Annotated in this window: 20 protein-coding genes; 10 read left to right on the top strand and 10 right to left on the bottom strand. The window is 38.3% G+C overall.

The features are described 5' to 3' along the window. Positions 1–5: 5 nt before the first annotated feature. The gene (locus ACU5DF_RS13125; protein ID WP_446713202.1) at positions 6–614 is read right to left on the bottom strand and encodes an aminodeoxychorismate/anthranilate synthase component II; all 609 of its coding nucleotides are present in this window, start codon (positions 612–614) and stop codon (positions 6–8) included. Then, a complete protein-coding gene (locus ACU5DF_RS13120) occupies positions 614–2,200 on the bottom strand; it encodes an anthranilate synthase component 1 (RefSeq protein ID WP_446714235.1) in 1,587 nt (528 codons plus the stop codon). The genes ACU5DF_RS13125 and ACU5DF_RS13120 overlap by 1 nt, the downstream gene beginning before the upstream one ends. Before the next feature lie 411 nt (positions 2,201–2,611). On the opposite strand from ACU5DF_RS13120, the gene rnm reads away from it, so the two are divergent. Next, positions 2,612–3,457 carry an RNase RNM gene (rnm, locus tag ACU5DF_RS13115; protein ID WP_446713201.1) on the top strand — a complete coding sequence of 282 codons (846 nt, stop codon included), beginning with the start codon at positions 2,612–2,614 and terminating at the stop codon, positions 3,455–3,457. Between the two features lie 53 nt (positions 3,458–3,510). Then, positions 3,511–4,131, top strand: coding sequence for an L-threonylcarbamoyladenylate synthase (locus ACU5DF_RS13110; protein ID WP_446713200.1), 621 nt, complete (start codon positions 3,511–3,513; stop codon positions 4,129–4,131). 40 nt (positions 4,132–4,171) lie between these two features. On the opposite strand, the gene ACU5DF_RS13105 is transcribed toward ACU5DF_RS13110, so the two are convergent. Together ACU5DF_RS13105 and ACU5DF_RS13100 are read right to left on the bottom strand one after the other, a co-directional pair. Next, a complete protein-coding gene (locus ACU5DF_RS13105) occupies positions 4,172–6,631 on the bottom strand; it encodes an ATP-binding response regulator (protein ID WP_446713199.1) in 2,460 nt (819 codons plus the stop codon). A gap of 11 nt (positions 6,632–6,642) precedes the next feature. After that, positions 6,643–7,833 carry an acyl-homoserine-lactone synthase gene (locus ACU5DF_RS13100; RefSeq protein WP_446713198.1) on the bottom strand — a complete coding sequence of 397 codons (1,191 nt, stop codon included), beginning with the start codon at positions 7,831–7,833 and terminating at the stop codon, positions 6,643–6,645. Between the two features lie 347 nt (positions 7,834–8,180). On the opposite strand from ACU5DF_RS13100, the gene rluB reads away from it, so the two are divergent. Next, positions 8,181–9,266 carry a 23S rRNA pseudouridine(2605) synthase RluB gene (rluB, locus tag ACU5DF_RS13095; RefSeq protein ID WP_045101785.1) on the top strand — a complete coding sequence of 362 codons (1,086 nt, stop codon included), beginning with the start codon at positions 8,181–8,183 and terminating at the stop codon, positions 9,264–9,266. Between the two features lie 95 nt (positions 9,267–9,361). Here rluB and ACU5DF_RS13090 read toward each other — a convergent pair whose 3' ends face one another. Further along, positions 9,362–10,102: a YciK family oxidoreductase gene (locus ACU5DF_RS13090; RefSeq protein ID WP_446713197.1), complete on the bottom strand. Its 741-nt coding sequence runs from the start codon at positions 10,100–10,102 to the stop codon at positions 9,362–9,364. A gap of 162 nt (positions 10,103–10,264) precedes the next feature. Here ACU5DF_RS13090 and sohB point away from each other — a divergent pair, with 162 nt between their 5' ends. Further along, positions 10,265–11,329 carry a protease SohB gene (gene sohB / locus ACU5DF_RS13085; protein WP_446713196.1) on the top strand — a complete coding sequence of 355 codons (1,065 nt, stop codon included), beginning with the start codon at positions 10,265–10,267 and terminating at the stop codon, positions 11,327–11,329. 74 nt (positions 11,330–11,403) lie between these two features. Here the strand turns inward: sohB and ACU5DF_RS13080 are convergent, their stop codons facing one another. After that, a complete protein-coding gene (locus ACU5DF_RS13080) occupies positions 11,404–11,649 on the bottom strand; it encodes a YciN family protein (protein WP_045101788.1) in 246 nt (81 codons plus the stop codon). A gap of 399 nt (positions 11,650–12,048) precedes the next feature. On the opposite strand from ACU5DF_RS13080, the gene topA reads away from it, so the two are divergent. The 4 genes from topA (at position 12,049) to ACU5DF_RS13060 (ending at position 18,118) form a co-directional block, all read left to right on the top strand. After that, positions 12,049–14,697, top strand: coding sequence for a type I DNA topoisomerase (gene topA, locus ACU5DF_RS13075; protein ID WP_446713195.1), 2,649 nt, complete (start codon positions 12,049–12,051; stop codon positions 14,695–14,697). 198 nt (positions 14,698–14,895) lie between these two features. Continuing rightward, positions 14,896–16,314 (top strand): SLC13 family permease, encoded by a 1,419-nt coding sequence (locus ACU5DF_RS13070; RefSeq protein WP_446713194.1) that lies wholly within the window; start codon positions 14,896–14,898, stop codon positions 16,312–16,314. 3 nt (positions 16,315–16,317) lie between these two features. After that, the gene (locus tag ACU5DF_RS13065; protein WP_446713193.1) at positions 16,318–17,658 is read left to right on the top strand and encodes an ATP-binding protein; all 1,341 of its coding nucleotides are present in this window, start codon (positions 16,318–16,320) and stop codon (positions 17,656–17,658) included. Then, positions 17,645–18,118, top strand: a complete 474-nt coding sequence (locus ACU5DF_RS13060) for a response regulator (RefSeq protein WP_446713192.1) — start codon at positions 17,645–17,647, stop codon at positions 18,116–18,118. The genes ACU5DF_RS13065 and ACU5DF_RS13060 overlap by 14 nt, the downstream gene beginning before the upstream one ends. Positions 18,119–18,175: 57 nt before the next feature. On the opposite strand, the gene ACU5DF_RS13055 is transcribed toward ACU5DF_RS13060, so the two are convergent. After that, positions 18,176–19,171 (bottom strand): 2-hydroxyacid dehydrogenase, encoded by a 996-nt coding sequence (locus ACU5DF_RS13055; RefSeq protein WP_446713191.1) that lies wholly within the window; start codon positions 19,169–19,171, stop codon positions 18,176–18,178. A gap of 245 nt (positions 19,172–19,416) precedes the next feature. On the opposite strand from ACU5DF_RS13055, the gene ACU5DF_RS13050 reads away from it, so the two are divergent. Next, on the top strand, positions 19,417–21,123 hold the full coding sequence (locus ACU5DF_RS13050) for a phospho-sugar mutase (protein ID WP_446713190.1): 1,707 nt from the start codon (positions 19,417–19,419) through the stop codon (positions 21,121–21,123). Positions 21,124–21,222: 99 nt separating this feature from the next. Here ACU5DF_RS13050 and ACU5DF_RS13045 read toward each other — a convergent pair whose 3' ends face one another. From ACU5DF_RS13045 to ACU5DF_RS13035, 3 genes are all read right to left on the bottom strand, one after another. Beyond that, positions 21,223–21,861, bottom strand: a complete 639-nt coding sequence (locus ACU5DF_RS13045; protein WP_446713189.1) for a LysE family translocator — start codon at positions 21,859–21,861, stop codon at positions 21,223–21,225. 180 nt (positions 21,862–22,041) lie between these two features. After that, positions 22,042–22,656: a fumarylacetoacetate hydrolase family protein gene (locus ACU5DF_RS13040; protein ID WP_446713188.1), complete on the bottom strand. Its 615-nt coding sequence runs from the start codon at positions 22,654–22,656 to the stop codon at positions 22,042–22,044. Positions 22,657–22,945: 289 nt separating this feature from the next. Beyond that, positions 22,946–24,202, bottom strand: a complete 1,257-nt coding sequence (locus tag ACU5DF_RS13035) for an adenylosuccinate synthetase (RefSeq protein WP_446713187.1) — start codon at positions 24,200–24,202, stop codon at positions 22,946–22,948. Positions 24,203–24,337: 135 nt separating this feature from the next. Between ACU5DF_RS13035 and ACU5DF_RS13030 the strand changes: the two genes are divergently transcribed. Further along, positions 24,338–25,228 (top strand): LysR family transcriptional regulator, encoded by an 891-nt coding sequence (locus tag ACU5DF_RS13030; protein WP_446713186.1) that lies wholly within the window; start codon positions 24,338–24,340, stop codon positions 25,226–25,228. Positions 25,229–25,271: the final 43 nt, after the last annotated feature.

Genomic DNA, 25,271 nt, shown 5'->3' with positions numbered 1-25,271 from the left:
TATCCTTATTCTTTGTTATCTGAATGGCTTGAATCTAAATTTAAAGCCCAGTTTAGTGTATTAATTAGTAGCTCAGCACCTTGAGTCGTTAAGATAGATTCAGGGTGAAATTGGAATCCACACACTTTATCTTCTTCTTGGATCACCGCCATGACTAAATCATCAACGGTTGCTGTAATGGTTAATTGATCGGTTACCTTTGTTGCGACTAAAGAGTGGTAACGAGCAATAGAGAGTGGGTTTGGTAAACCGTCAAAAATTGCGTGTTGGTTATGGCTCATCATTGCAGATTTTCCATGAACGATTTCACCAGCACCTGCAACCGTACCATCATATGCTTCAACAATTGCCTGATGACCAAGACAAATTCCAATCATAGGTACTTTGCCTTTTAAGCGTTGAATGACTTCAGGCATACAGCCTGCCTCGGATGGGGCACCAGGACCTGGTGATAACACAACGATTGGGTTTTCTAGTTTATTTACCGCCTCTTCAAAAGCCGCGGCGGATAAACTATTTCGATAAATAGTGACTGGGTAACCAAGGGAGCGAAATTGATCAACCAAGTTATAAGTAAAGGAGTCGAAATTATCGAGTAATACAATATGAGCCATTAGTTTTTCTCCTTAGTGCTTGCTGGTTGAGCTAAGTGCGCTTTTTGAATCGCAGAGATCACCGCTTGTGCTTTTCCACGAGTTTCATCAGCTTCAGCTTGTGGGTTGGAATCATAAACCACACCTGCGCCTGCTTGAACTTGAGCGATCCCGTCTTCAACATAGGCTGAACGAATAACAATACAAGTATCCATATTGCCATCACCCGTTAAATAACCTACAGCGCCACCATAAGTGCCTCGGCGTGTTTTTTCTACGTCACGAATGAGCTGCATTGCACGAATTTTTGGTGCGCCAGTTAATGTCCCCATATTCATACAAGCTTGGTAAGCATGAAGGGCATCAAGATCGCCACGTAATTGGCCAACAACACGCGAAACCAGATGCATAACATGGCTGTAGCGGTCGACTTTTAATAAATCAGCCACATAGCGAGTGCCTGCTTCTGAAATACGAGCCACGTCATTACGAGCTAAATCAACTAGCATCATGTGTTCTGCGTTTTCTTTGGTATCACAACGCAGTTCTAATTCAATGCGGCTATCTAAATCATGGTTGATAGAACCATCGCTGTTTTTACCACGTTGGCGTGTGCCTGCGATTGGGTAAATCTCAACTTGGTTTGTTTCTTTGCCGTATTTCAATGCAGATTCAGGCGATGCACCAAACAGGGTGAAATCGCGATCTTGCAGATAAAACATATAAGGACTTGGGTTACCTATTTTCAGTTCACGGTAAGCCGCTAATGGCGCAGGGCAAGGAAGAGTAAATCGACGAGAAGGAACAACTTGGAAAATATCGCCTTTAATAACAAATTCTTTTAAATCTAATACGGTTTGACAGAAATCTTCATCGGAGACACTTGGGATCGCGTCACAGCTTTGTAGCGTCGGTGCTGCAGGAACTGTGTGTGGCTCTGAACAGAACTCTTTTATTTCAATGAGTCGAGCAGAAACACTGGTTTTGATTTTTTCATCAGCATTAAACAGTGAACCCTGAAGTACCGAAGACTCTGTTTGGTGATCGATGACCAAAAGTGATTCCGCTACATAAAACACATAGTCAGGGCAACTATTAGTTGTCTCTGCATTACCAAGGTTTTCAAAATTCGCTACTAAATCATAAGCAAATAAACCGCCTAAAAATAGTGCATTAGAGGGTAACCCAGTTACATCAAAGTGATTTTGAATAAAACGCAGAGCATCAAAAGAAGAAAGCTCACGTAAACGACTGTCTTCATCCAGATCTTGGTTAATCTCTGGAAAGTGCAGCGTGAGTAGAGTTTGAGAAGAAAGAGTAATCAAAGAAGAAGGCAGAGATAGCGCTAAGGTCTGTAATAAACGTTCACCGTTCAGTGTTAGGGCTTCTAAGGTAACGTCTTTATCAAAACAATGAATTCGTACCGCAGCATCAATCAGCATTAAGCTTATAATGTTTTGCTTAGAGTTTACTTCAGCCCCTTCGAGCAACAAGCTCATCTCTTTATTTTCACACAAGGTAGAGTAAAGTTGGGTTGGATCGGAAACGTATGGAACGTCAAGGGAAAGAACTTCTAGCTGACCATCATTGGACATTACTGACTGCATTCCAGCCTCCATGCTAATACGTTGAATTGATGTTACATTCTTATTGGTTTTCATAGTCGCATATTTCACTTTTGTTGCCACTCTTTTCTTAAAACTTGTGAGGGCTGAATGACTGACTGTTTAGATTTTCATCTATTATTAGCTTTACTGATTGGTTGTACTTAAGACATAAAAAAACCCGCTAGATGGCGGGCAAGGTTTTTATGTCAAAATTAATTAAGCACAAAACACTACCCGAAGTAGTGCCACCAACGTTTAGTCATCACGCTAGTTTTTAAGAATGCTTGTTGTTTGCTAAGCTGTGACATAAAGTACCTACTATTAAAACAAAGATAATATCAATTATTTATTGAGAAAGTGTTTAACTGCGTATCAGTAAACTAGTACGCGAGGTGAAAGTCAAGAATTATTATGAAAATAGACCTACATAGTCACACAACGGCGTCGGATGGACGCATGTCTCCTGCCGAATTAGTAGAAAGAGCGGTTACTTTTAATGTAAAGGTGCTTGCTATCACCGATCACGATACCGTTGCCGGCTTAGCAGAAGCCCACCAAACGATTAAAGAGAAAGCATTACCAGTGCATTTAATTGATGGTATTGAAATTTCTACATTATGGAGCAACAAGGATATTCATGTTGTAGGCCTTAATGTTGACGTTAATCACCCTGAATTAATTGCATTGATAGAAGAACAAGCGCAACGTAGAGATTCACGAGCACGAAAAATGGCAGAGCGTCTTGAGAAAGCCGGTTATGTGGGAGCATATGAAGGTGCGCTGACTCTGGCAAATGGCGGTTCATTGACACGAGCGCATTTTGGCAAGTGGTTAGTTGACCAAGGTCACGCAAAAACCATGCAAGCGGTATTTAAAAAGTTCTTAACACGCAATAACATAGGGTATGTTCCGCCGGATTGGTGCTCAATCGAAGAAGCGGTTAATGTTATTCATAATGCAGGAGGAACGGCAGTATTAGCTCATCCTGGACGATATAATTTAACGGCAAAATGGGTTAAGCGATTATTAGCGGCATTTGTTGAAGCAAAAGGGGATGCAATGGAAGTCGCATTACCACAACAAGGTGTGCAAGAGCGTCGAGTGCTTGCAGATTATGCGATTCATTATGAGTTACAAGCATCACAAGGGTCAGATTTCCATTATCCGTCGCCTTGGACTGAGCTTGGAAGAAATCTATGGTTACCTGAAGGGGTAGTACCAGTATGGCAAGAATGGGATTTACCAACATTTGAGTAAACTCGCTCTAGATAATAATTAATATAATAATGACCTGCTAGGCAGGAGGAATAATGAGCCAATTTTTCTATGTACATCCAGATAACCCACAAGTTCGTTTAATTAGCCAAGCGGTTGCTATCATTCGTGATGGTGGAGTGGTTATATATCCAACCGATTCAGGTTATGCATTAGGTTGCCAACTTGAGAATAAACAGGCATTAGAGCGAATTTGTCAGATCCGTCGTTTAGATGATAAGCATAACTTTACTTTGTTATGTCGCGATCTTTCTGAGTTATCAATTTATGCTCGTGTTGATAATAGCGTCTTCCGTTTATTAAAAAATAATACACCGGGCGCATACACGTTTATCTTTAAGGGAACCAAAGAAGTACCACGTCGTTTGATGAACCCAAAACGTAAGACGATAGGTATGCGTGTCCCTGATAATAAAATAGCCTTAGCTCTGCTAGAGGAGTTAGGTGAACCATTAATGTCAACGACTTTGATTTTACCTGGTAATGAAGTGGCTGAGTCTGATCCTGAAGCAATTCGCGATCAACTTGAGCATGCTGTCGACTTAATCATGAATGGTGGTTATTTAGGTGAACAGCCAACAACCGTAGTTGATTTTAGTGACGATGAAATCAATGTGGTTCGTATTGGTGCTGGTGATCCTAGCCCATTTCAATAATTAAAAATAACAGAGTGTGTAAATAGCCAGCAGTGTCTGGCTATTTTTTTATCCATTTTTCGAGAGTTTGCAGTAATTGTGGTTTAGATATTGGCTTAGTTAAATAAGCATCCATTATCGATGTGATATTTAGTATCTCTTCATGACCAGATTCACCAGTCAGAGCGATAATAGGGATTGATGGGTGAGTAGCTTTAATTTTTTCAGCCGCTTCAGTTCCATTCATCACTGGCATACGGGAATCCATGAAAATAAGATCAATGTGAGTATTATTTACAATACGAACCGCTTCCAAACCATTCTCTGCTTGGAGAATATGAAAACTTTTATTAGTAATAAAAGTCTGAATTAACATTCGTTGTACTTTCTTATCATCAACAATGAGGATTGTTTTTATGTTATTGCTCATTGTTTCAGCATGATTTTCTTTATTAGCAATATTATTGATTTCTGGACAATTTATTGTATGTTTTTGTTTAACTTCAATTGTTGGAAAGCTTAAGACAAATTCAGTAAATTTGCCTTGTTGAGAATAACAGGCAATGTTCCCAGAAAATGAATGCATTACTCTTAAGCAATAAGAAAGGCCTAAACCACTACCACCTTCTTTGTTATGAGTAAAAAATTCATCAAAAATATGAGGTAAAATATTAGACGAGATCCCAGGGCCCGTATCTCTAAATACTAATGTATTGAACGACTTACCTTTCTGTAACTTAATCGATATTACGCAATCGGAAGTATCGAAGTAATGGATAGCATTACGTATTAGGTTGAAAATAATAAAGCCAAAGAGTGTATCGTTTACATTAATAATAAAATCCTGATTGAGTTCAAGATCAATCCGATTTTTAATTTCTTTTGAGTCAAAGGCATATTCATTAATAAACTGTTGAGTTAGTTCTGCAATGGAATAATGCTTAAATAAAGAGTTATTAATTTCATTGTTTTTTGCTTCACTTAGAATTATATCAATTAGTTGTGCTCCTCGCTGAATGGCAAGTTTTCCCTGTTCTAATTCACTATTTATACTAGTTTCATCTGAGTGGGAAGCAATGCGCTCAAAATGGTACTGTAATTGTGATAAAGGATTTCTCATTTCATGAGCTATTGAGTTTGCAAGTGCTTGAGATTGTTTTACTTTACGTTCACTCTCAATATAGCCCTGTACTTTGGTTAATACCCACTGAATTGCGGTGATTTCTTCATTTGAAAACGTAGAACCATTGCGTTTACTTGGGGAGATCAATAAATGAGATACTAGTTTGTTCTTCCCAAAAATAGGTAAAATCAATGCTGTTTTCTGAGAGTCCATTTCTTTTTGAACATCATAATAGCTTGATACTTTGGAATTTGGTGAATAATGTATTTGGTAATCTAGTTCGTCTTTAACTAGTGCCGAATTAGATTGATTAAGATGTGGAATAAAAATATTATAATTGGTATTTTTCCCAACAAGTAATAATTCTTCTTGTGGAGTATCTAGAAGTGTAGCTAACTTGATCATAGCATGCTGACTAGAGTATTTGAATTCATCAGCAATATCATATATTTCTTCTACAGGTGTTTTCTTGTTTTTGTAAATTAACAGACTAGAAACTAGTTTTGATTTTTTAAGCGTTTTTTCCCAAAATAATCCGGTATATATAATAAGAAAAATGCAAGTATATAGTAAGTTGATATTGTCATTTGTTAAATAAATAAGAATAATAGGTATTAAATATATAGTTATATTAATCGTGTATGAGCATGCCCAGTATGAAATATAACGTAGGCTATATAATCTATGAAAGAGTAGGGTATAGCCAATAAGGACGGATTCAGTTACAGAAAGTGCGGGTGGAAGCCATGCAAAAGAGAAATCCCCCCATACGATAGGAATAATAACTTGAGATATGATGGTTGAAGACATAAAAATAAGAATGCCAAATAATAAATAAATGGATTTTTCTTTGTTAAGTTTTAGTTTACTTGTTCTTAATTGTAAAAAATTATGGATGATTAAGCCAATAAAGACAAAGGCATTGATAAAGAAAATAAAAGCAAATGGTCCAAAATTAATGGTAAAAACACCTTTATCAATAATGGTTACACTAGTAACCGTTAAATTAGGTATTAAGTTGATAGCGAGAGCAAAGGCGGTTTCTGCGTAAAATAAAACTACCTGCCAAGATGCCATTTTTTTATCTTTTCTAGTAGATACGAGACGACAAGAAAAAAGAAAGGCAAAAGCAAAAGCAAAATATGAAGCGAGGTTGGCCGCTATTGCCATATAAAGAGCAATTTTTTCACTGAAGATTAATAATAGTTCAGATTGAAAATAGAAGTTGGTTAAAATCCAAATGACTATAAAAATAGAATACCCTATGTAGGGGTAGTAGATTTTAGGATCAACCTCCATCCGATCTTTAAATAAAGATCGGATAAAGAAGGCTACCCATAGTAAAATGAATACCGCAATAAATAGCAATAGATTATCTTTAGGGAAGCCAATTAACATTTATAAGAAACTCATCGTTGTTTTAAATCTTTTCTTCTTTTTATAATTTTAGCATTATAAGATTTCAAATCATATTGATTGAACACATTACTTGTATGCTTAGTTAAGCAGATCCCTTTATATGTGATTAATCCTGAATTGTTGATATCTTGTTGGCTAGTGAAAAGAAAGGGTGTGCAGCAGTTATCATTATTTATTGCTTGGTAAAACAAAACCATTGCGGGTTGCTCTATAATAGAAAAGATCATCTCTCTTCCTGAGTTGTAGAGTGCATTGGCTAATCCTTTTTGAGCTAAATACATATACTGGTTTAATTTAGGGCGTGGTCCATTGATGGTAAATCGGATAACTCCGCATACACTTCTTTTGTCTACTATAGAAGAAAAAATAGCATTTTCTAGATCTGAACTGGATAAATTAGAGTGACCTAATGAGGAGGCGTTAGAGTACTTTGTTTTCAGGTTAGGGAAAAAAGATAGCAAAGAATCTGTTATTCCTTCACTTTTCCAATGTTTGGTTTGGAAGAAATCATTAAAGAACAGCCAGTTTGCTTTGTCTTGATATGGTTCAATAAGCGCTGAAGAAATAATGGTAGGATAACTGTTGTTTGTCTTTAATTGGTATAGAATAAAATGCTCTCCTTTTGATGAGATGTCAAGAATACTAAGCATTTCATACCATTTATGTTCTTTAATAAATGTTGTTATATTTATTAAGACAATGGCGTCGGACAGTAACAGTGGTTGTTCGCAAAAATCGGTATAAAATAGACGTTTATCCTTTGAAATATCATTAACTATTTCATAGTGATAGTCTTCATTAATGATGTTTGATTCCGAATTAATATGCTCTTGTTTAGAATATATGTGGTAGTTATTTGATGAATGTTGAATGGTTCGGAAAATTTCAAACTCAGTCCAACATCTTAATAAACATCCAAATAATTTATGTGCAAGTTGTTCTATCATAAAATAATGTTTAGGTAAGATACTACAGGGGTGCTTCCCTATGAGCTCTATGGCTTCTTTTGTCGAAAATAGATAAGAAAGGTTACCTGTATCTGTGTTACTTAATTTAGATAAAATAGTCTGTTTACGTGCTTCAATTAACTGCTGTAAAAGGTTCGGTGTATTTGATTTTATGCAGTAATCGTACAGCTTTTCTATAAATTCGTGTTGTTGATTTTTTTTGTGCCTCTTCATCTAGATTGTTTAGGTCAAATGTTGATAATTTTTTATATAACGATTTCATATGGTTCTCCTTTGGTCTAAGTAATATCAATCTGAAATAAATATTTGAGCATTTTAATTGTGCAATTATTTACTTGATAGATATAAGCGACTTGCTTTATAAAGCAGCTCCATCATCATACTGAAAATGTCATCATGAAATAAATTTGTGCTTAATTTTTTACCATTCGTCACAACCTTATTGTATAATCAGCCTCTATAGAATTTTAAAGTGATTGAGGAATCTTATCTTATTCAGATAGGTCCTTGATTAATAAAAGCTAATTGACGCCTGTGAAGGCGACATAATAAGGTAAAAAATGAGCGAAAAATTACAGAAAGTATTAGCACGAGCAGGTCTTGGTTCTCGTCGTGAATTAGAAACGATGATTCAGTCTAATCGTGTTAGTGTTGATGGCCAGATTGCAAAACTAGGTGATCGCCTAGAAAATGTTGATGCGAAAATTCGTATCGATGGCCATGTTGTATCGGTAAAAGAGTCTACTGAAGTAATCTGTCGTGTTCTTGCTTACCACAAACCAGAAGGTGAGTTATGTACTCGCCACGATCCTGAAGGTCGTCGTACCGTTTTTGATCGTTTACCAAAAATCAAAGATTCTCGTTGGGTATCTGTTGGTCGTTTAGATGCAAATACCGCGGGTTTGCTTTTGTTTACCACTGATGGTGAACTAGCAAACCGCCTAATGCACCCAAGCCGTAAAGTTGAACGTGAATATATGTGTCGTATATTCGGTGATATTAACGACAAAATGATTAAAAACCTTGTTTCAGGTGTAAAACTGGAAGATGGTGAAGCTCGTTTTGAAGACGTAATGTACGCTGGCGGTGAAGGTATGAATCATACTTTCTACGTTGTAATCAATGAAGGTCGTAACCGTGAAGTTCGTCGTTTATGGGATTCTCAAGGCGTAACGGTAAGTCGTCTGAAGCGTGTTCGTTACGGTGATATTTTCCTAGAGAAAAGATTGCCACGTGGCGGTTGGATGGAACTTGAGCTTAAAGAAGTAAACTACTTACGTGAAATGGTTGAATTACCACACGAAAAAGAAAGTTTATTAGATCTAGATAAAGAGTCACGTAAGCGTGCTAAATCTAAATCTCAAAAGATCCGTCGTGCAGTAAAACGTCATGATGAGCGTACAGTTGAAGATCGTAATACACCTTCAGGTCGTCGTGGTCGTAACAACAAAAAACCAGTAGGTAGCTCTTTACCTTCTGCAAAGCGTAATTCAACTGGTGATGCTAAGCCTACAGGTAAACCAACAGGAAAGCCTACAGGTAAGTCAAATGGCAAAGGTAAGAAGCCAGCACCAGGAGCTAAACCAGTAAGAAGTAAATTCTCACCAAATGGTAAAGCGCCAAAATCAGCCCCAAGACAGCGTTAAGTTGAATTCCTGATCTAAGCGAGAATTAAACAAATAAAAAGGGTTGAAGCCATATGGTTTCAACCCTTTTTTGTACTTTATATTAATATTCGCAACTATTTCGGTTGTGCATCAATACATTGACCATTAACTTCACAACTTTCTGGTGCCATTAAGTAGACATAAAGTGGCATAAGGTCAGCTGGTGTTTTTAGTAAGCTAATATCTTCAGCAGGGAAAGCTTGTGCACGCATACGAGTGTGGGTGCCACCCGGATTAATGGCATTTACTTTTACTTGAGTGCCTTCCATTTCATGAGCCAATGTTTGCATCATGCCTTCAGTAGCAAATTTCGAGATAGCGTAAGCTCCCCAAAAAGCACGACCTTGATGTCCAACAGTTGATGTAGTGAAAATAATACGAGCATCATCTGATTGCTGTAAAACAGGCAGTAAAGCTTGAGTCATTAAGAATTGTGCTTTGACGTTAATTTGCATTACTTCATCAAACATTGCTTCTTCGAATTGCTCAAATGGACTTAACATGCCAAGTAGTCCTGCATTGTGCAATAGCCCGTCAAGTTGACCAAATTGACTTTTAATTGTTTCAGCCATATCAATGTAGTGTTGTTTGGTTGCACCTTTCAAATCAAGAGGGACAATTGCTGGAGTAGGGTAACCAGCAGCCTCGATTTCATCATATACGGCTTCTAATTTAGCCACGGTACGACCAAGTAGAATGACAGTTGCACCATGTTGTGCGTAATGTAATGCCGCTTGTTTACCAATGCCATCTCCAGCACCTGTAATCAGAATTGTTTTGTTTTTTAATGCGTCAGCTGAAACCTGATAGTCCACTCTGTAATCCTTGTATTTCAACGCTCACCATAAATAAGACTGCTTGTTTTTGCAGTGTATTGATGTAAAAACGCGCATTTAGTGCGAATTTCTATCATAAGGTGAATTAACTTAGGGTTAAGTTAGGTACAATACACGAAACATACTTAAGAGGGTATTACATTGGAATTTTTGTTTGATTACGGTCTCTTTTTAGCGAAGATAGCCACGGTGATTGTGTCGATTATCGCCATTTTAGTAGCGGTGAAAGCGGTAGGTGGAAAATCTGCAGCAGCAAAAGGTGAGTTAGAAATAACTAATTTAACAGAGCAATACAAAGAGACAGTGACAGAGCTAGAGCATCATTTATTTGATGAGGCTGAATTAAAAGCGCGCGCAAAAGCAGAGAAAAAAGCAGATAAAGAAACTGAAAAAGCAAAACAAAAAGAGGTCAAACAAGCAGCGAAATCTGGTGAATTAACCTTAACCCGTGATGCTCGATTATTTGTTTTGGACTTCAATGGCAGTATTGATGCAAAAGAAGTTGCAGGACTTCGTGAAGAAGTTTCGGCAATTTTAGCCGTTGCCGTTGAGGGAGATGAGGTTCTTCTTCGTCTTGAAAGTGGTGGTGGTATGGTTCATGGGTATGGCCTTGCTTCATCGCAATTAGATCGCTTACGTGATGCTAGTATTAAATTAACGATTTCAGTCGATAAAGTTGCGGCATCAGGCGGTTACATGATGGCGTGTATTGGTGAAAAAATCATTGCTGCTCCTTTTGCAATTGTTGGTTCGATTGGTGTTGTTGCACAACTTCCAAACTTCAGTAAATTATTAAAGAAAAATGATATTGAGTTTGAACAACTGACGGCTGGTGAATACAAACGTACACTAACAATGTTTGGTGAAAACAGTGACAAAGCTCGTGAGAAATTCCAATTAGAGCTGGAAGAAACTCATGTATTATTTAAAGATTTCATCCATGAGCACCGTGCAGAATTAGATCTTGAAAAAGTCGCAACGGGTGAGCATTGGTTTGGAAAACAAGCACTAGAATTAGGTTTAATTGACGCAATTCAAACGTCAGATGATTACTTAACAAACGCATGTAAAGAAGAACGTGAAGTCTTAGCTATTCATTATGTTCAAAAGAAAAAGTTAAGTGATAAAATTGCAGGAGTTGCAGGGAAGTCTGCAGAAAATGTGTTTATGCGATTAATCAGTAAAGGTCAACGCCCAATTATATAACGTTTATAAGCAGTAGTGACTAACTTAAAAAGGCTGAATTATTCAGCCTTTTTTATTACTTTTTATTAGCAAAATCACTTAATAGTAAACTTTTTTGAAAGCTGGTGAGCAAGGTACTTAAACATATTAAAAACAGCGGTTGTTTTCTCTGTTGGTAAGCCTTGATCTGATAAAAAGTACTCGCCTTTAAATACTAATATTTCTTCTTTTTCTTCGACACTCGTTGCACGCATACCGTCAACATAATTTTCGTGATCTTGAATGATTTGATTGGCTATTAACAGTAAATCAGCCTCAGAAATGGATTTTTTATCGTTCATACGTCACTCATTTTTTGTTATATAAAAGAGGGATTTTAAGCATAAAAATTTTAAAAGACAATTGATGTAAATCATGAGTATGAAAATAAAAATTTCAGAATAAATAGCCATTTTATTGTGAGCTAGTGCAAGATATTGAATGAACTTTTTGAGCTATTAGTCAGTAAATGTTAATAGATTTGACCGAAATGAGGGCGCTTGAAAAAGTATTAGATGATCATTACATCTACTTAACAACTGTCCAAAGCGCGACCATTCAGAAGCAATTGTAAAAAAAGAGGTTGACGTGATGGCATCCTCCCTCAATAGTAATATATAGATAAAAGTTCAATTTATAGCTGTGGATATTGTTATTTTCGACAGTTTTGTATTTCAGCACGAGGACGTTAGTGAGACATTATGGGTAAATCTCTAGTTATCGTGGAGTCACCAGCCAAAGCTAAAACAATTAATAAATACCTTGGCAAGGACTTCATCGTAAAATCCAGTGTAGGTCACGTTCGTGATTTGCCTATGGGCTCGACAAGCACAGGCAAGAAAGCCACAGCTGCATCGACTAAAGGCATGAGTGTTGAAGAAAAAGCACGCATTAAGAAAGAAAGAGACAAAAAGAACCTAATTAATAAAATGGGTATTGACCCATATAATGATTGGGCTGCGAATTACCAAATCTTACCGGGTAAAGAAAAAGTTGTTGCTGAATTACAGAAATTAGCAGAAAACGCAGACACTATTTATCTCGCAACCGATTTAGACCGTGAAGGGGAAGCTATTGCGTGGCACCTTCGCGAGATCATCGGTGGTGATGATTCACGCTATAAACGAGTAGTTTTTAACGAAATTACAAAAAATGCGATTCAACAGGCGTTTGAAACTCCGGGTGAGTTAAGCATGCCAGGTGTAAACGCACAGCAAGCACGTCGTTTCTTAGACCGTGTTGTTGGCTTCATGGCATCACCATTGCTATGGAAAAAAGTTGCTCGTGGTTTATCAGCAGGTCGTGTTCAATCGGTTGCAGTAAAAGTGCTGGTTGAGCGTGAACGTGAAATTAATGCATTTATCCCTGAAGAGTTTTGGGATATTCACGCAGATACATTAACGGCAGGCAAAGAAAACTTCCGTCTTCAAGTCGCACAGCGTAATGGCTCTGTATTTAAACCACTAACGCAAGCGGATACGGAAGCAGCAGTAAGTATTCTTGAAAAAGCAGAATATGAAGTATGTAAGCGTGAAGATCGCCCAACAAAAAGTAAGCCGTCGGCACCATTTATTACCTCAACACTGCAACAAGCGGCAAGTACCCGCTTAGGTTACGGTGTGAAAAAGACCATGATGTTAGCTCAGCGCCTCTATGAGGGGGGTTACATCACTTATATGCGTACTGATTCAACTAACTTAAGTAAAGAAGCGGTAGAGACGTTACGTGAGTTTATTGGTTCAGAGTACGGTGACAGTTATTTACCTGCTGCTCCAATTACCTACGGTAGTAAAGAAGGCGCTCAAGAAGCCCACGAAGCGATTCGTCCTTCAAGCGTTGATGTGAAAGTAGATGACCTAAAAGGAATGGAAGCGGACGCACATAAACTTTACAACTTAATTTGGAATCAATTTGTGGCGTGTCAAATGACACCAGCACAATATGATTCAACCACATTGAGTGTAAAAGCGGATGAATTTACCCTAAAAGCGAAAGGTCGTATCCTTAAATTTGACGGTTGGACTCGCGTGCAACGTCCAATGGGTAAAAACGAAGACCAATTATTACCAGCCGTTCAACTTGGTGATAAGCTAAAACTAGAACAGCTTGATCCAAAACAACACTTTACTAAGCCACCAGCGCGTTTCACAGAAGCGGCATTGGTTAAAGAACTTGAGAAAAAAGGCATTGGTCGTCCATCAACTTATGCATCAATCATCTCAACGATTCAAGACCGTGGTTATGTTCGTGTTGAAACTCGTCGTTTCTATGCAGAGAAAATGGGTGAAATCGTAACAGACCGTCTAAATCAATCGTTTGATGATTTAATGGATTACGACTTTACCGCGCGTATGGAAGGCAACTTAGATAAGATTGCTGAAGGCGACAAAGATTGGAAAGATGTACTTAACGCGTTCTTCCAAGATTTCACTGATGATATAGCTAAAGCTGAGCTTGATGAATCAGAAGGCGGTATGTCACCAAATAATATCGTAGAAACTGATATTAAATGTCCGACGTGTGATCGTAATATGGGTATTCGTACCGCATCAACTGGGGTATTCCTTGGTTGTTCAGGTTACGCATTACCGCCAAAAGAGCGCTGTAAGAAAACCATTAACTTAGGCAATGAAGAGGGCATTATTAATGTTCTTGAAGAAGACGTAGAAACCGCAGCGTTACGTGCGAAGAAACGTTGTCCTAAGTGTGAAACAGCAATGGACCCTTACCTAATCGATCAAGATCGTAAACTGCACGTTTGTGGTAATAACCCGAACTGTGATGGTTACATTGTCGAGAAAGGTGAATTCCAACTTAAAGGCTATGATGGTCCAATTGTCGAGTGTGACAAATGTGGCTCAGATATGGAACTTAAGAACGGCCGCTTTGGTAAATATATGGATTGTACGAGTGAAACGTGTAAAAACACACGTAAGATCCTTAAAAATGGCGAAGTTGCGCCGCCAAAAGAAGATCCTGTTCATCTTCCCGAATTGGAATGTGAAAAATCAGACGCGTACTTTGTATTGCGTGATGGTGCGTCAGGTTTATTCTTAGCTGCAAGCACTTTCCCTAAATCACGTGAAACACGTGCACCATTAGTGGAAGAGCTAGTACGCTTCAAAGAGCGTCTGTCTCCTAAGTTTACTTACTTAACGGAAGCGCCAACACATGATCCAGATGGTAAGCCTGCGGTAGTTCGCTTTAGTCGTAAGACGAAAGAAAACTACGTGCGTTCAGAAAATGATGGAAAGCCATCAGGTTGGACAGGTTTATACATTGATGGAAAATGGGCAATTACTGATAAACGTAAAAAACCAAAAGCAGAGAAAACTGAAAAAGAGTCTTAATTTTTAAGTTATCGACATCAGGCTTAATAGAGAAGAGTTGCAGAAATGCAGCTCTTTTTTTATGCTACCTCTGTCACAAAGCTTCATATTTATTATTATTTCGAAATAATGATTGATCTAACACGTTATACCGAATGAGTGGTTAAGGGGATAATTCTCGTTATTACCTTTTATTGTTCTATGGAAGTCGGTAGCGTTATGCGTCAATACATGAAGTATTTAATCCCAACAATTATCCCTCTCATCATTCTTTTGATGCCTTTGTCAGCTTTTCCTTTTGAAGGTATGACGATTATTCAGCAGCGTGTCATTGCTATCTTTTTATTGGCAGCATTGTGTTGGGTATTTGAGCCTATTCCAATTTATGCAACCTCAGTAGTCATCATTGTTTTAGAACTTTTAATGGTTTCTGACAAAGGGTTTATCTTATTTAAAATGAATCAAGATGCCCCTCATTTTGGAGAACTACTCAATTACAGCGACATCATGGCAACCTTTGCCAGTCCTATCATTATGCTGTTCTTAGGTGGCTTCTTCCTCGCAATGGCGGCAACAAAATATCGCTTAGATGTCAATTTAGCCAGAGTATTACTTAAACCGTTCGGTACAGATCCAAAATTTGTAATGTTAGGGTTGATGCTGATCACGGGCATTTTCTCGATGTTCATGTCGAATACTGCGACAACTGCGATGATGTTATCGATCTTAACGCCAGTAATCGCTGTATTTGGTCCTAAAGACCCGGGTCGAGTTGCGTTTGCTTTATGTATTCCTATTGCAGCGAACATTGGCGGTATTGGAACGCCTATTGGAACGCCCCCGAATGCAATCGCACTAAAATATCTAGTGGGTGATAACTTAATTACTTTCGGTGAATGGATGGTATTTGGTGTGCCATTTGTGATTGTAATGATGGCGCTTGCTTGGTTTTTAATTGTTTATCTATATCCAGCTAAACAAACATCAATGAATTTAGATATTAAAGGTAAGTTCTTAAAAACACCAAAAGCTATCATGGTGTACATTACTTTCGCAGGAACGATCATTTTATGGTTAATGGGGTCAAGCCATGGAATGAATTCATATACGGTTGCATTAATTCCAGTGGCGGTGTTCTCTCTTACTGGGATCATTAATAAAGAAGATCTTAAGAAAATTTCGTGGGATGTTCTATGGTTAGTGTCGGGTGGTATTGCGCTTGGTTTAGCTTTAGATAAGACAGGCTTAGCTAAATTAGTGGTTCATAGCATTCCTTTTGATGCTTACTCTCCTTATGTTGTGTTATTTGGTGCGGCTTTCTTATGTTTAATCATGGCGAACTTCATGTCACATACAGCAACCGCTAACTTATTAATGCCAATTATGGCGGCTTTAGGTACATCAATGACGTCACTGACACCACTTGGCGGAGAGCTAACGCTTATCTTAATCGTAACGTTTGCTGCTTCTTTAGGTATGTCATTGCCAATCAGTACGCCACCTAATGCGTTAGCACACGCAACAGGAAATGTAGAAAGCAGCCAAATGGCGAAAACAGGCGTAATCTTAGGGGTAATAGGCGTCTTATTAAGTTTCGTGATGGTATGGGTTCTTCACACTGTTGGTCATATTGGATAGCTTATGAATCAAGATAAACTACAGCGTTTGATTGATGCTTATTTTAGCCAACCTGAGCGAAGAGTCGTTATTCCTGCGGGAGAAACAATTTTAGAGCAAGGGGCAGATAATGATCGTCTCTATTACGTCTGTTCAGGAGAGCTAGAAGGATTTTATTTAGAAGAGAATGGTGAGAGTCAAGTTAAGGTATTTAGTGCTTCTGAAGGGGCGTTTATTGGGGTGCACAGTTTTTTCTCTGAAACCTTAATTGCTTCGTCAACGGTGGTGAGTAAAACAGAAAGTGAATTGAGTTGGATTGACTCTACAACAACCGCAATTGAGTTAGAGCGCTATGGTCCTTTAACCGCTCAATTTACACCAATTATTGTTAATGAACTTTCTCGTAGGCAACGCAGAGCAATGCATGAATCTATTGAAAAAGAGAAAGCCTTACAAAAGTTATATTCAGCAGAGCAAATGACAACGTTAGGACAATTAGCGGCGGGAATTGCCCACGAACTCAATAATGCAGTAGGGGTATTGAGCAGTAAAACAGAGCGACTTCAATCTATTATTTTAGAATTACTTGAAGAGATACATCCAGAAGCGAGTAGTTTTGTCGATCAAGGATTAATTAATGGCCAAAATATTAGCTCTTCTGAAGTAAGAAAACGAGGCAGAGAGCTTGAAGTTAGCTACGGTATTGATAGAGATACCGCACGAGAATTAGCTCGTGCAGTACCAGAGGGGGACCTTTCTCAATTTTGGCTTAAAAGTCCAGAGCAAGCAGTGAGGTATTGGAACATAGGTCGAGATCTACACGACATGCGTTTGGCTGCAAGGCACTCCGTTGGGATTGTTCGCTCAGTAAAACAGTTAGGTCGAACAGACATTGATACCGATGAAATCTTAGATGTGAATGACAGTATCAATAAAGCCTTAGTCTTACTGCAAAGTGATTTACGCCGTGTATCTGTGCATTTAAGCCCTGCTGCTATGCCAATGGTGAAAGCATCAGCCACAGAGCTTGTGCAGATATGGGCGAACATTATCAAAAATGCCAGCGATGCCATGGAGAAAGTACAAGAACCAGAGATTGAGATCTCTACCAGAGTGTCAAATCGCTTTGTTCTCGTTACTATTGCCAATAATGGACCAGAAATTGATGAAGCGACGAGACGTAAAATATTTCAACCTAACTTTACCACCAAAAAAGGCGGACTCTCTTTTGGGCTAGGGTTAGGACTGGCTATCGTGAAGCGGATCTTGAGTGGATACGGTGGCTCGATTGCAGTAAAAAGTAATCAAGAAAAAACTATTTTTAGAATTAAATTGCCAGTGGAGGACGGTCATGGAAAAGCTTAATCTGATTTGTGTAGACGATCAAAGGGAAGTGCTGAGTGCCGTTTTGCAAGATCTCGCCCCACTCAAATCATGGATAAACATTGAAGAGTGTGAGTCGGCAGATGAAGCATTAGATTTAATGGATGAATTGGACAGTGAAGGTGGGCACATTGCACTAGTGTTGTCTGATCATGTGATGCCGGGTAAAAGTGGTGTGGAGTTATTAACGGATGTGTCTCACGACTACCGCTTTTTAAGAACTAAGAAGGTGCTGCTAACAGGGCAAGCCACTCATCAAGATACCATTATTGCGATTAACCGAGCTCGCATTGAAAGTTATATTGAAAAACCATGGAATGCCGATGAATTAAGAGCATTAGTCACTCGTTTAGTGACAGAGTTTGTATTTGATAAAGGACTTGAATATACCGATTATCAAGAGAATCTTGATCAACAAGTGGTACTAAACCGACTACGATAATCTAGTCTTTTTACTATAACCCCCTCATGCACTATATTCATGAGGGAGTTATCATTATTACGCCTGAATCAACTCATTACCAGACACTTCACCTTTAATGAAGGCGTCAATACTCACCAGTGTCGTGCTAGCAATATTCTCTAATGCTTCGTCTGTTAAGAATGCTTGGTGTCCCGTAAAGAGGACGTTATGACAGGCAGATAAACGACGGAATACATCATCAGTAATAATGTCGTTTGATTTATCTTGGAAGAATAATTCTTTCTCGTGGTCATAAACATCCAACCCAAGCGCGCCTATTTTGCCTGCTTTTAATGCTTCAATCGCATTGGCTGAGTTAAGCAACCCACCACGACTTGTATTGATGATCATCACACCATCTTTCATTTTTTCAAATGAGTAGGTGTCTAATAAATGTGTATTTTCTGAGGTTAGTGGGCAATGTAATGTGATTACATCTGAGTGGGTGAAAATATCATCTAAGGTCGTGTATTTTACTCCTAAATCAATAGCAATTTGATTTGGATATGGGTCATAGCAAAGGATCTCCATCCCTAACCCTTTTAGGATTCGCATCGTTGCAAGACCAATTTTACCTGAACCAATAACACCCACTGTTTTACCAAAGAAGTTAAAGCCAGTTAAGCCTTCTAGAGAAAAGTTAGCATCACGAGTTCGTTGATATGCTTTATGAAAACGGCGATTAAGACACATCATCATTCCCACTGCATGTTCTGCTATCGCTTCTGGAGAATAAGCAGGAACACGAACAACCTGTAGTCCTAGTTCTTTTGCTGCATCAAGATCAACTCGATCAAAACCTGCACAACGCATTGCGATTAATTTGGTGCCTTGAGAAGCCAGTTTAGCCAGCACTGGTGCAGATAAGTCATCATTGACAAAAGCGCAGATAACGTCAGCACCATCGGCAATAGGAGCCGTACTTTCTGTGAGTTGAAAGTTGAAATACTGGCACTCAAACTGATACTTCTCATTACTTCGGCTAAAAGAAAACTCATCATAAGATTTGGTGCTGAACATTGCAATTTTCATATAATATCCTTACAAATAAATAGGTTATATTAATTTCACTCTGTTTCTACTCTATCACTTATTAACGTAAAAATAAGAGGAAAATAAGAGATAGTTGTTTTTTGTATTATCTGAGTAAAGATAGTTATGTATTAGAGCTATAATTTGTTCATGTTTAATTTTACATGAGTTTAGCGATTGCGCTCATGTAATTGATAATAAATATCATTTAGAATTGTGACATATTCAGTAAAGAGGTTTTTATTATGATGCAAAAAATAACAGAGTGGTTAACTAGAGATCCAGATCCAAAGACACGTGAAGAGCTTCAATGCATTGTTGATAGTAATAATGTTTCAGAATTAGAAGATCGTTTCTCTTCTCGTCTGCAATTTGGTACTGCAGGGTTGCGTGGTATGGTAGGAGCTGGGCCTAACCGAATGAATCGACTCGTGATTCAAGAAACAGCGACAGGTTTAGGTCATTATTTAATTGAACACATTATTGATGCAAGCAAAAGAGGCGTTGTTATCGGTTATGATGGTCGTACTGACTCGCAACAATTTGCTCGTGATACCGCTAGTGTTTTAACTGCTCTGGGCATTAAAGTCTTTTTAACCAAGAAAGTAGCAGCGACTCCAATTGTTGCTTATGGCATAAAGAAGTTTAATGCAGCAGGCGCAGTGGTGGTTACTGCAAGCCATAATCCGCCAGAATACAATGGTTTTAAAGTGTATTGGGAAAATGGTGCGCAAATTATCCCGCCGCACGATTCTGGTATTGCTAATGAAATAGATATTGCGGCGACTAAGCCAATTCCGTTAATGTCGCTTGGTGATGCGGAAGCAAAAGGCTTATTGGTGTGGTTGGATGATGATTATTACCAAAGTTATCGTAATGCGATGAACAGTAACCCATTACTTTCAAACCATACGGATCCATCTGCCATTTCGATTGCTTATACCGCGATGCACGGTGTTGGTGCTGATATGGCTGAAACCCTGTTGCGAGATTCAGGTTTTGATCATTTTTTTAGTGTTGCTGAGCAGAAAGAGCCAGATGGTACTTTCCCTACTGTAAACTTCCCTAATCCAGAAGAAAAAGGAGCAATGGATATGGTGATCGCACTGGCAGATTCAGTACAAGCTGAACTTGCGTGTGCTAATGACCCCGATGCGGATCGTTTTGCCCTTGCTGCGAGAAAAGTAGATGGTAGTTATCAAATGCTGACAGGAGATCAAGTTGGTATTTTATTTGGACATTATTTGTTGAAGCACACGGATTCAACTAAGCAGTTGGTTGGTAATACGATTGTGTCTTCTCGTTTATTAAAGAAAATAGCTGAGGAAAACGGTGCAGAGTATTTCCAGACACTTACTGGCTTTAAATGGCTGACTAATGTCGCAATGCAAAAACAGAGTGATGAGAAGCAATTTCTTTTTGCGTATGAAGAAGCGCTTGGATACACCATAGGTAGTGAAGTGTGGGATAAAGATGGATTATCAGCTTTAGTTGCTTTTGCTCAATTAACTGCTGAGCTTTCAACTCAAGGTAAGAGTGTTTGGGATGAGTTAGAATTGATTTATCGTACTCACGGTTTATATGTAAACGCGCAACAAAGTATTGCATTAGATCCTAATTCTCCACCAATTGGCGATAAACTTAGAGCAAACCCACCAAAGCAAATCGCTGGAGTAAATATCAGTGTTACTGAAGATCTAAAAGCGTCGTTACGGTATCTTTCAAATGGCATGACAGAATCAATTGATTTACCAGCCAGTGATGTGCTGATTTATCATTTAGAAGACGGCTCTCGTATTATTGTTCGCCCATCAGGAACGGAACCGAAATTGAAATGTTATTATGAAGTGGTGGTAGATATTTCACCAACAGATGAATACTTGATAATTCAAGCTAAAGCAAATGAAGCGATGGAACATTTGATCACAGAGCATCAAAAGAGCCTAGTTTAAAAACAAGAGTGCTAAAGAGGCTAAGCTATCAATAGATAGGTCAGAAACAAAAACGGTGAGCTCAATGCTCACCGTTTTTATGTATATCGCTAAATTGTATTAAAGCGCTGTCACAAAAGAACTCAACATCCATAAGGCAAGAATCATAAAAATACCTCCCATGAATTTATGTTGATAGGTTCTGAATTTCACATTATTAATTAATGACTTTCCAAGCGTGCCTACTAAAGCGACTAAGATTAGATTAAACAGCAAACCAAGTACGTTTAGCAATAACCCAAGAACTAGCATTTGCTCACCAGAGGTTGCTGCAATATTGGTAGAAACAAATTGCGGTAAAAACATCACAAAGAAAACTAATGCTTTAGGATTTAATAGATTACTGACTAAAGCACGTTGGTAAAACGTGGTCGCCATTGTTGAACCTTGTTGTAATTCTGGCGCTTCATCAGCTTCTGCTCGAATACAATCCCAGCCCATCTTTAATAAATACATACCGCCAAGTAAATGCAAGGCTTGCAAAGCTAAAGGACTCATTGCAATTAATGCAGATACGCCCAAAGCAGCAAGTAGAGTTAAAATAATCCCCGAGGTCGCATTACCTAAACTCGCAAACAATCCCACTTTACGGCCGTAACTCATACTCGAACTTGCAATTAATAGCATATCTGGACCAGGTAAAAGAAGCAGGGCGATAACAGCAGTTAAATAAACAGGAAGAATAGTAATATCAATCATTATTTTATTTTGAATTATAAATTAGGAGGCGGATTTTATAGTAGTGATATCCAGTTTTCCATGTTTAAAGCTTCAGAACAGAATAAATAATCAGCATGTTAGAAAATAATGATAGAATTATTATTTAATGGTTTCTTAAGTGGTTGTTTTATGTTTATAAAATGACTCTGGATTGAAAAACTACCTCGCTACCCATTCAGCCTCAATAAGTGTCTTTCCATCTAACTTTAAGCGGCTAAGAAAAATATCACCCATATGAATTTCACCTACGCCTTGAGGTGTACCAGTCATGATGACATCGCCATCATACAATTGGGTATAGGATTTTAAATCAGCAAGGATTGTTTCTGGAGAGTAAATCATTTGGCTAACTTGGCCACATTGGACTCTCATACTGTTAATGAATAGCTCAATTTGAAGTTGATTAATGTCGATACCATCAAGAGGGATGAAACGGCTAAACACGGCTGCTCCATCAAATGCTTTTGCTCGCTCCCAAGGAAGCCCTTTGCTTTTTAGCTCAGATTGTAAATCTCGTTTGGTTAAATCAAAACCTATTGCAACGGCAGATAGCTGTTCTTTTTCAATAAGAAAACAGATCTCTACTTCATAATGTAGGCGCTCTTGGTGAAAAGCTGAAAGTGTGGAAGAAATACATGAATTCGGTTTATTAAATACCACCATTTGTTCTGGTATCGTATTATTTAATTCATTAATGTGGGCAACGTAATTACGGCCAATACATAATAATTTAGATGGAGTGATTAGCTTCTCTCCAAAACGAACCGAATTCATTTCCTATCCTTGGTTTATAAATATTAAATGCAGAGTGTACCTGAACTCCTCTTTTTTCAATCTAACTCTGTTGAGTTTTGAGTCAAAAATTAGATCTCTAGCTCAACTATGAATCGGGTCATAGTGATTATTTATTAGATTTGTTGTGCCTCTAATGAGATAGATTGAAATGAATTATTGGTTTGATAATAAAAAACCGTACCACCTAAAATTCTCACACAATAGGATGGCACGGCTTTAATTTTTTATTCTATACGTCAATCATTAACGTATATTAATAATGTTCAGATTAACGGATGATCATTTGTTCACGTTCAGGACCAACAGAAACCATGCTTACTGGCACGCCCATTAGCTCTTCAATACGTAATACATATGCTTGAGCCGCTTTTGGTAGGCTTTCAAAAGTACGACAACCAGTGATGTCTTCTTGCCATGCTTCCATGTTTTCGTAAACAGGGCTTAGTGCTGAAGTTTGAGGCCAGATTGGGTTCTCAGTGTGTTCGCCAGCATAAGACGTACAGATTTTAAGATCCGCCATACCACTTAAACAGTCAATTTTTGTTAATGCAATTTCAGTTGCCGCTTGTAGCTCAACACCGTTGCGTGTTGCAACTGCATCAAAGTAACCCATATCACGTGGACGACCTGTTACTGCGCCATATTCGTTAGCCGCTTCACGGAAGTTATCTTGCTCTTCCATTGCAGTAACTAGCGTACCTGTACCTACAGATGAGCTGAAAGATTTAGCAACGGCAATAATACGTTCAGGGCGTAACGCAGGTAAACCACTGCCGATACCAGCATAAGCTGCGGTTACGTTTGAAGAGGTAGTCCATGGATATTCACCATAAACTAAATCACGACCAGCGCCTAACTGTGCTTCAAACAATAAATTTGCATCGTTCTTTTGCATTACTTTTAGAGGTTCAGTTACGTTACAGATAAATTTACGCCAAGGAGCACTTACTTCTAATAACCATTCTGTCATTTCTTCTGCCGTTTGGCTGAAATCACATGTTGGGTATAGCGCTTTAAGTTGTGGCATTTTCCAATCAAGCATGAATTGAATACGCTCAAGCAATACTTCAGGTTGCATTAACCAACCAACAAGGATGCCTTTTTTCATTACACGGTCACCGTACGCAGGAGCAATACCTTGACGAGTTGAACCGTAAGCACCGTCGCCTAAACGTAATTCTTCAAGTGTATCTTCAAGCGCATGAAGAGGGAGACAAAGCGTCGCACGATCAGATATGTGCATTTTTACTTCAATGCCAGCCGCTTTAACTTCTGCGATTTCTTCGCTTAATGCCGCAGGGCTAATTACCATGCCTGGGCCAAGAACCGCTGTACAGTCTGGGTTAAAAATACCGCTTGGGAGTTGGTGAAGTTTAAAGGTACCGAAGTCATTTACCACAGTATGACCGGCGTTATTACCGCCCTGAAAACGAATACTTGCAGACGCATCCGCAGCAAGAAAATCAACGATACGGCCTTTACCTTCATCGCCCCAATTAGCACCAACAACAACAATAGACGGCATAACACAAACTCCTAAATGATTAAGACGCTATGCTAATCCCAATAATGCAATATGAGAAATTAATTATAATTATCGACTTGATAAGAAATCCATATATCATATTGGGTGAAATATATTCAAAAAGAGAGTATGGGAATGCTTGACCTTCATTGGCTTAAAACATTTGTGACATTAGCAGAGTTAAAACATTTTGGTAAAACCGCTACGGTCCTACACATGACACAACCAAATGTTAGTTTACATATCAAACAGTTAGAGAATTCAACGCGAGTGAAATTGATTGAGAGAAATCCATTTCATTTAACTGAAGCTGGCGTTCGATTATTAGAAACCAGTCAAAATACATTAATGGCACTACAAGTTTGCCAAGCTGACTTGAATGCGATTAATGATCTGAGTCGAGGAACGTTAACCATTGCTGCGAGTGATATTATTTCCCGTTTATTATTGATTGGTCCATTTCAATTATTTAAGCAAGAATTCCCTGGTATCGATTTTTCTCTGCTTAATACCACCTCTTCACAAGCGTCTGAACTAGTGAAAAGTGCAGAAGCAGATTTAGGATTCGTTATTGCACAAAAAGAGAGTCTGCCACTGCACTTTACTGAACTTCAGCAAATAAAATGGTGTGCATTAGGTGATAACTTAGAGCTATGGCAGCAGGCAAAAAAGAACCCTAATATTGAATTAGATGAAGAACCAACGTTGATATTATTAGGGCATGATACGCGAACTCGTGACTTATTGGATTTGGCATTACCTTCATTGAATTTACCTAAATATCGCATTATGGAAGTAGGTAGTGTCGATGCTCAAATTGATTGGGCTGAGGCGGGGTTTGGTGTTGCGATCGTCCCTGAGTTCTCGATTTACATGAAACAAAGTCTGAAGACGAAGGTAACCTCTTTACCGAAATTCCCAACAACAAGTTTAGGTTATATTGTTAGACAGAATCAGATTTTATCCAAAGCAATTAAACAGTTACTTAAATGGATGGATGAAGAAATTATTCGCTCTCAAAAATAGGTTGTTTTAATTAAAAATAACGCAGTTAATTATGAAACTTAAC

The sequence above is a fragment of the Aliivibrio wodanis genome (genome assembly GCF_052920805.1).
The sequence above is the reverse complement of the archived record's forward strand: the minus strand, read 5'-3'. Positions and strand labels throughout refer to the sequence as shown.

Excerpts from the sequence above, each read along its gene's own strand:
- ACU5DF_RS13125 (WP_446713202.1), bottom strand. The coding sequence starts at position 614 with ATGGCTCATATTGTATTACTCGATAATTTCGACTCCTTTACTTATAAC.
- ACU5DF_RS13120 (WP_446714235.1), bottom strand. The coding sequence starts at position 2,200 with ATGCAGTCAGTAATGTCCAATGATGGTCAGCTAGAAGTTCTTTCCCTT.
- rnm (WP_446713201.1), top strand. The coding sequence starts at position 2,612 with ATGAAAATAGACCTACATAGTCACACAACGGCGTCGGATGGACGCATG.
- ACU5DF_RS13110 (WP_446713200.1), top strand. The coding sequence starts at position 3,511 with ATGAGCCAATTTTTCTATGTACATCCAGATAACCCACAAGTTCGTTTA.
- ACU5DF_RS13105 (WP_446713199.1), bottom strand. The coding sequence starts at position 6,631 with ATGTTAATTGGCTTCCCTAAAGATAATCTATTGCTATTTATTGCGGTA.
- ACU5DF_RS13100 (WP_446713198.1), bottom strand. The coding sequence starts at position 7,833 with ATGAAGAGGCACAAAAAAAATCAACAACACGAATTTATAGAAAAGCTG.
- rluB (WP_045101785.1), top strand. The coding sequence starts at position 8,181 with ATGAGCGAAAAATTACAGAAAGTATTAGCACGAGCAGGTCTTGGTTCT.
- ACU5DF_RS13080 (WP_045101788.1), bottom strand. The coding sequence starts at position 11,649 with ATGAACGATAAAAAATCCATTTCTGAGGCTGATTTACTGTTAATAGCC.
- topA (WP_446713195.1), top strand. The coding sequence starts at position 12,049 with ATGGGTAAATCTCTAGTTATCGTGGAGTCACCAGCCAAAGCTAAAACA.
- ACU5DF_RS13070 (WP_446713194.1), top strand. The coding sequence starts at position 14,896 with ATGCGTCAATACATGAAGTATTTAATCCCAACAATTATCCCTCTCATC.
- ACU5DF_RS13065 (WP_446713193.1), top strand. The coding sequence starts at position 16,318 with ATGAATCAAGATAAACTACAGCGTTTGATTGATGCTTATTTTAGCCAA.
- ACU5DF_RS13060 (WP_446713192.1), top strand. The coding sequence starts at position 17,645 with ATGGAAAAGCTTAATCTGATTTGTGTAGACGATCAAAGGGAAGTGCTG.
- ACU5DF_RS13055 (WP_446713191.1), bottom strand. The coding sequence starts at position 19,171 with ATGAAAATTGCAATGTTCAGCACCAAATCTTATGATGAGTTTTCTTTT.
- ACU5DF_RS13050 (WP_446713190.1), top strand. The coding sequence starts at position 19,417 with ATGATGCAAAAAATAACAGAGTGGTTAACTAGAGATCCAGATCCAAAG.
- ACU5DF_RS13045 (WP_446713189.1), bottom strand. The coding sequence starts at position 21,861 with ATGATTGATATTACTATTCTTCCTGTTTATTTAACTGCTGTTATCGCC.
- ACU5DF_RS13040 (WP_446713188.1), bottom strand. The coding sequence starts at position 22,656 with ATGAATTCGGTTCGTTTTGGAGAGAAGCTAATCACTCCATCTAAATTA.
- ACU5DF_RS13035 (WP_446713187.1), bottom strand. The coding sequence starts at position 24,202 with ATGCCGTCTATTGTTGTTGTTGGTGCTAATTGGGGCGATGAAGGTAAA.
- ACU5DF_RS13030 (WP_446713186.1), top strand. The coding sequence starts at position 24,338 with ATGCTTGACCTTCATTGGCTTAAAACATTTGTGACATTAGCAGAGTTA.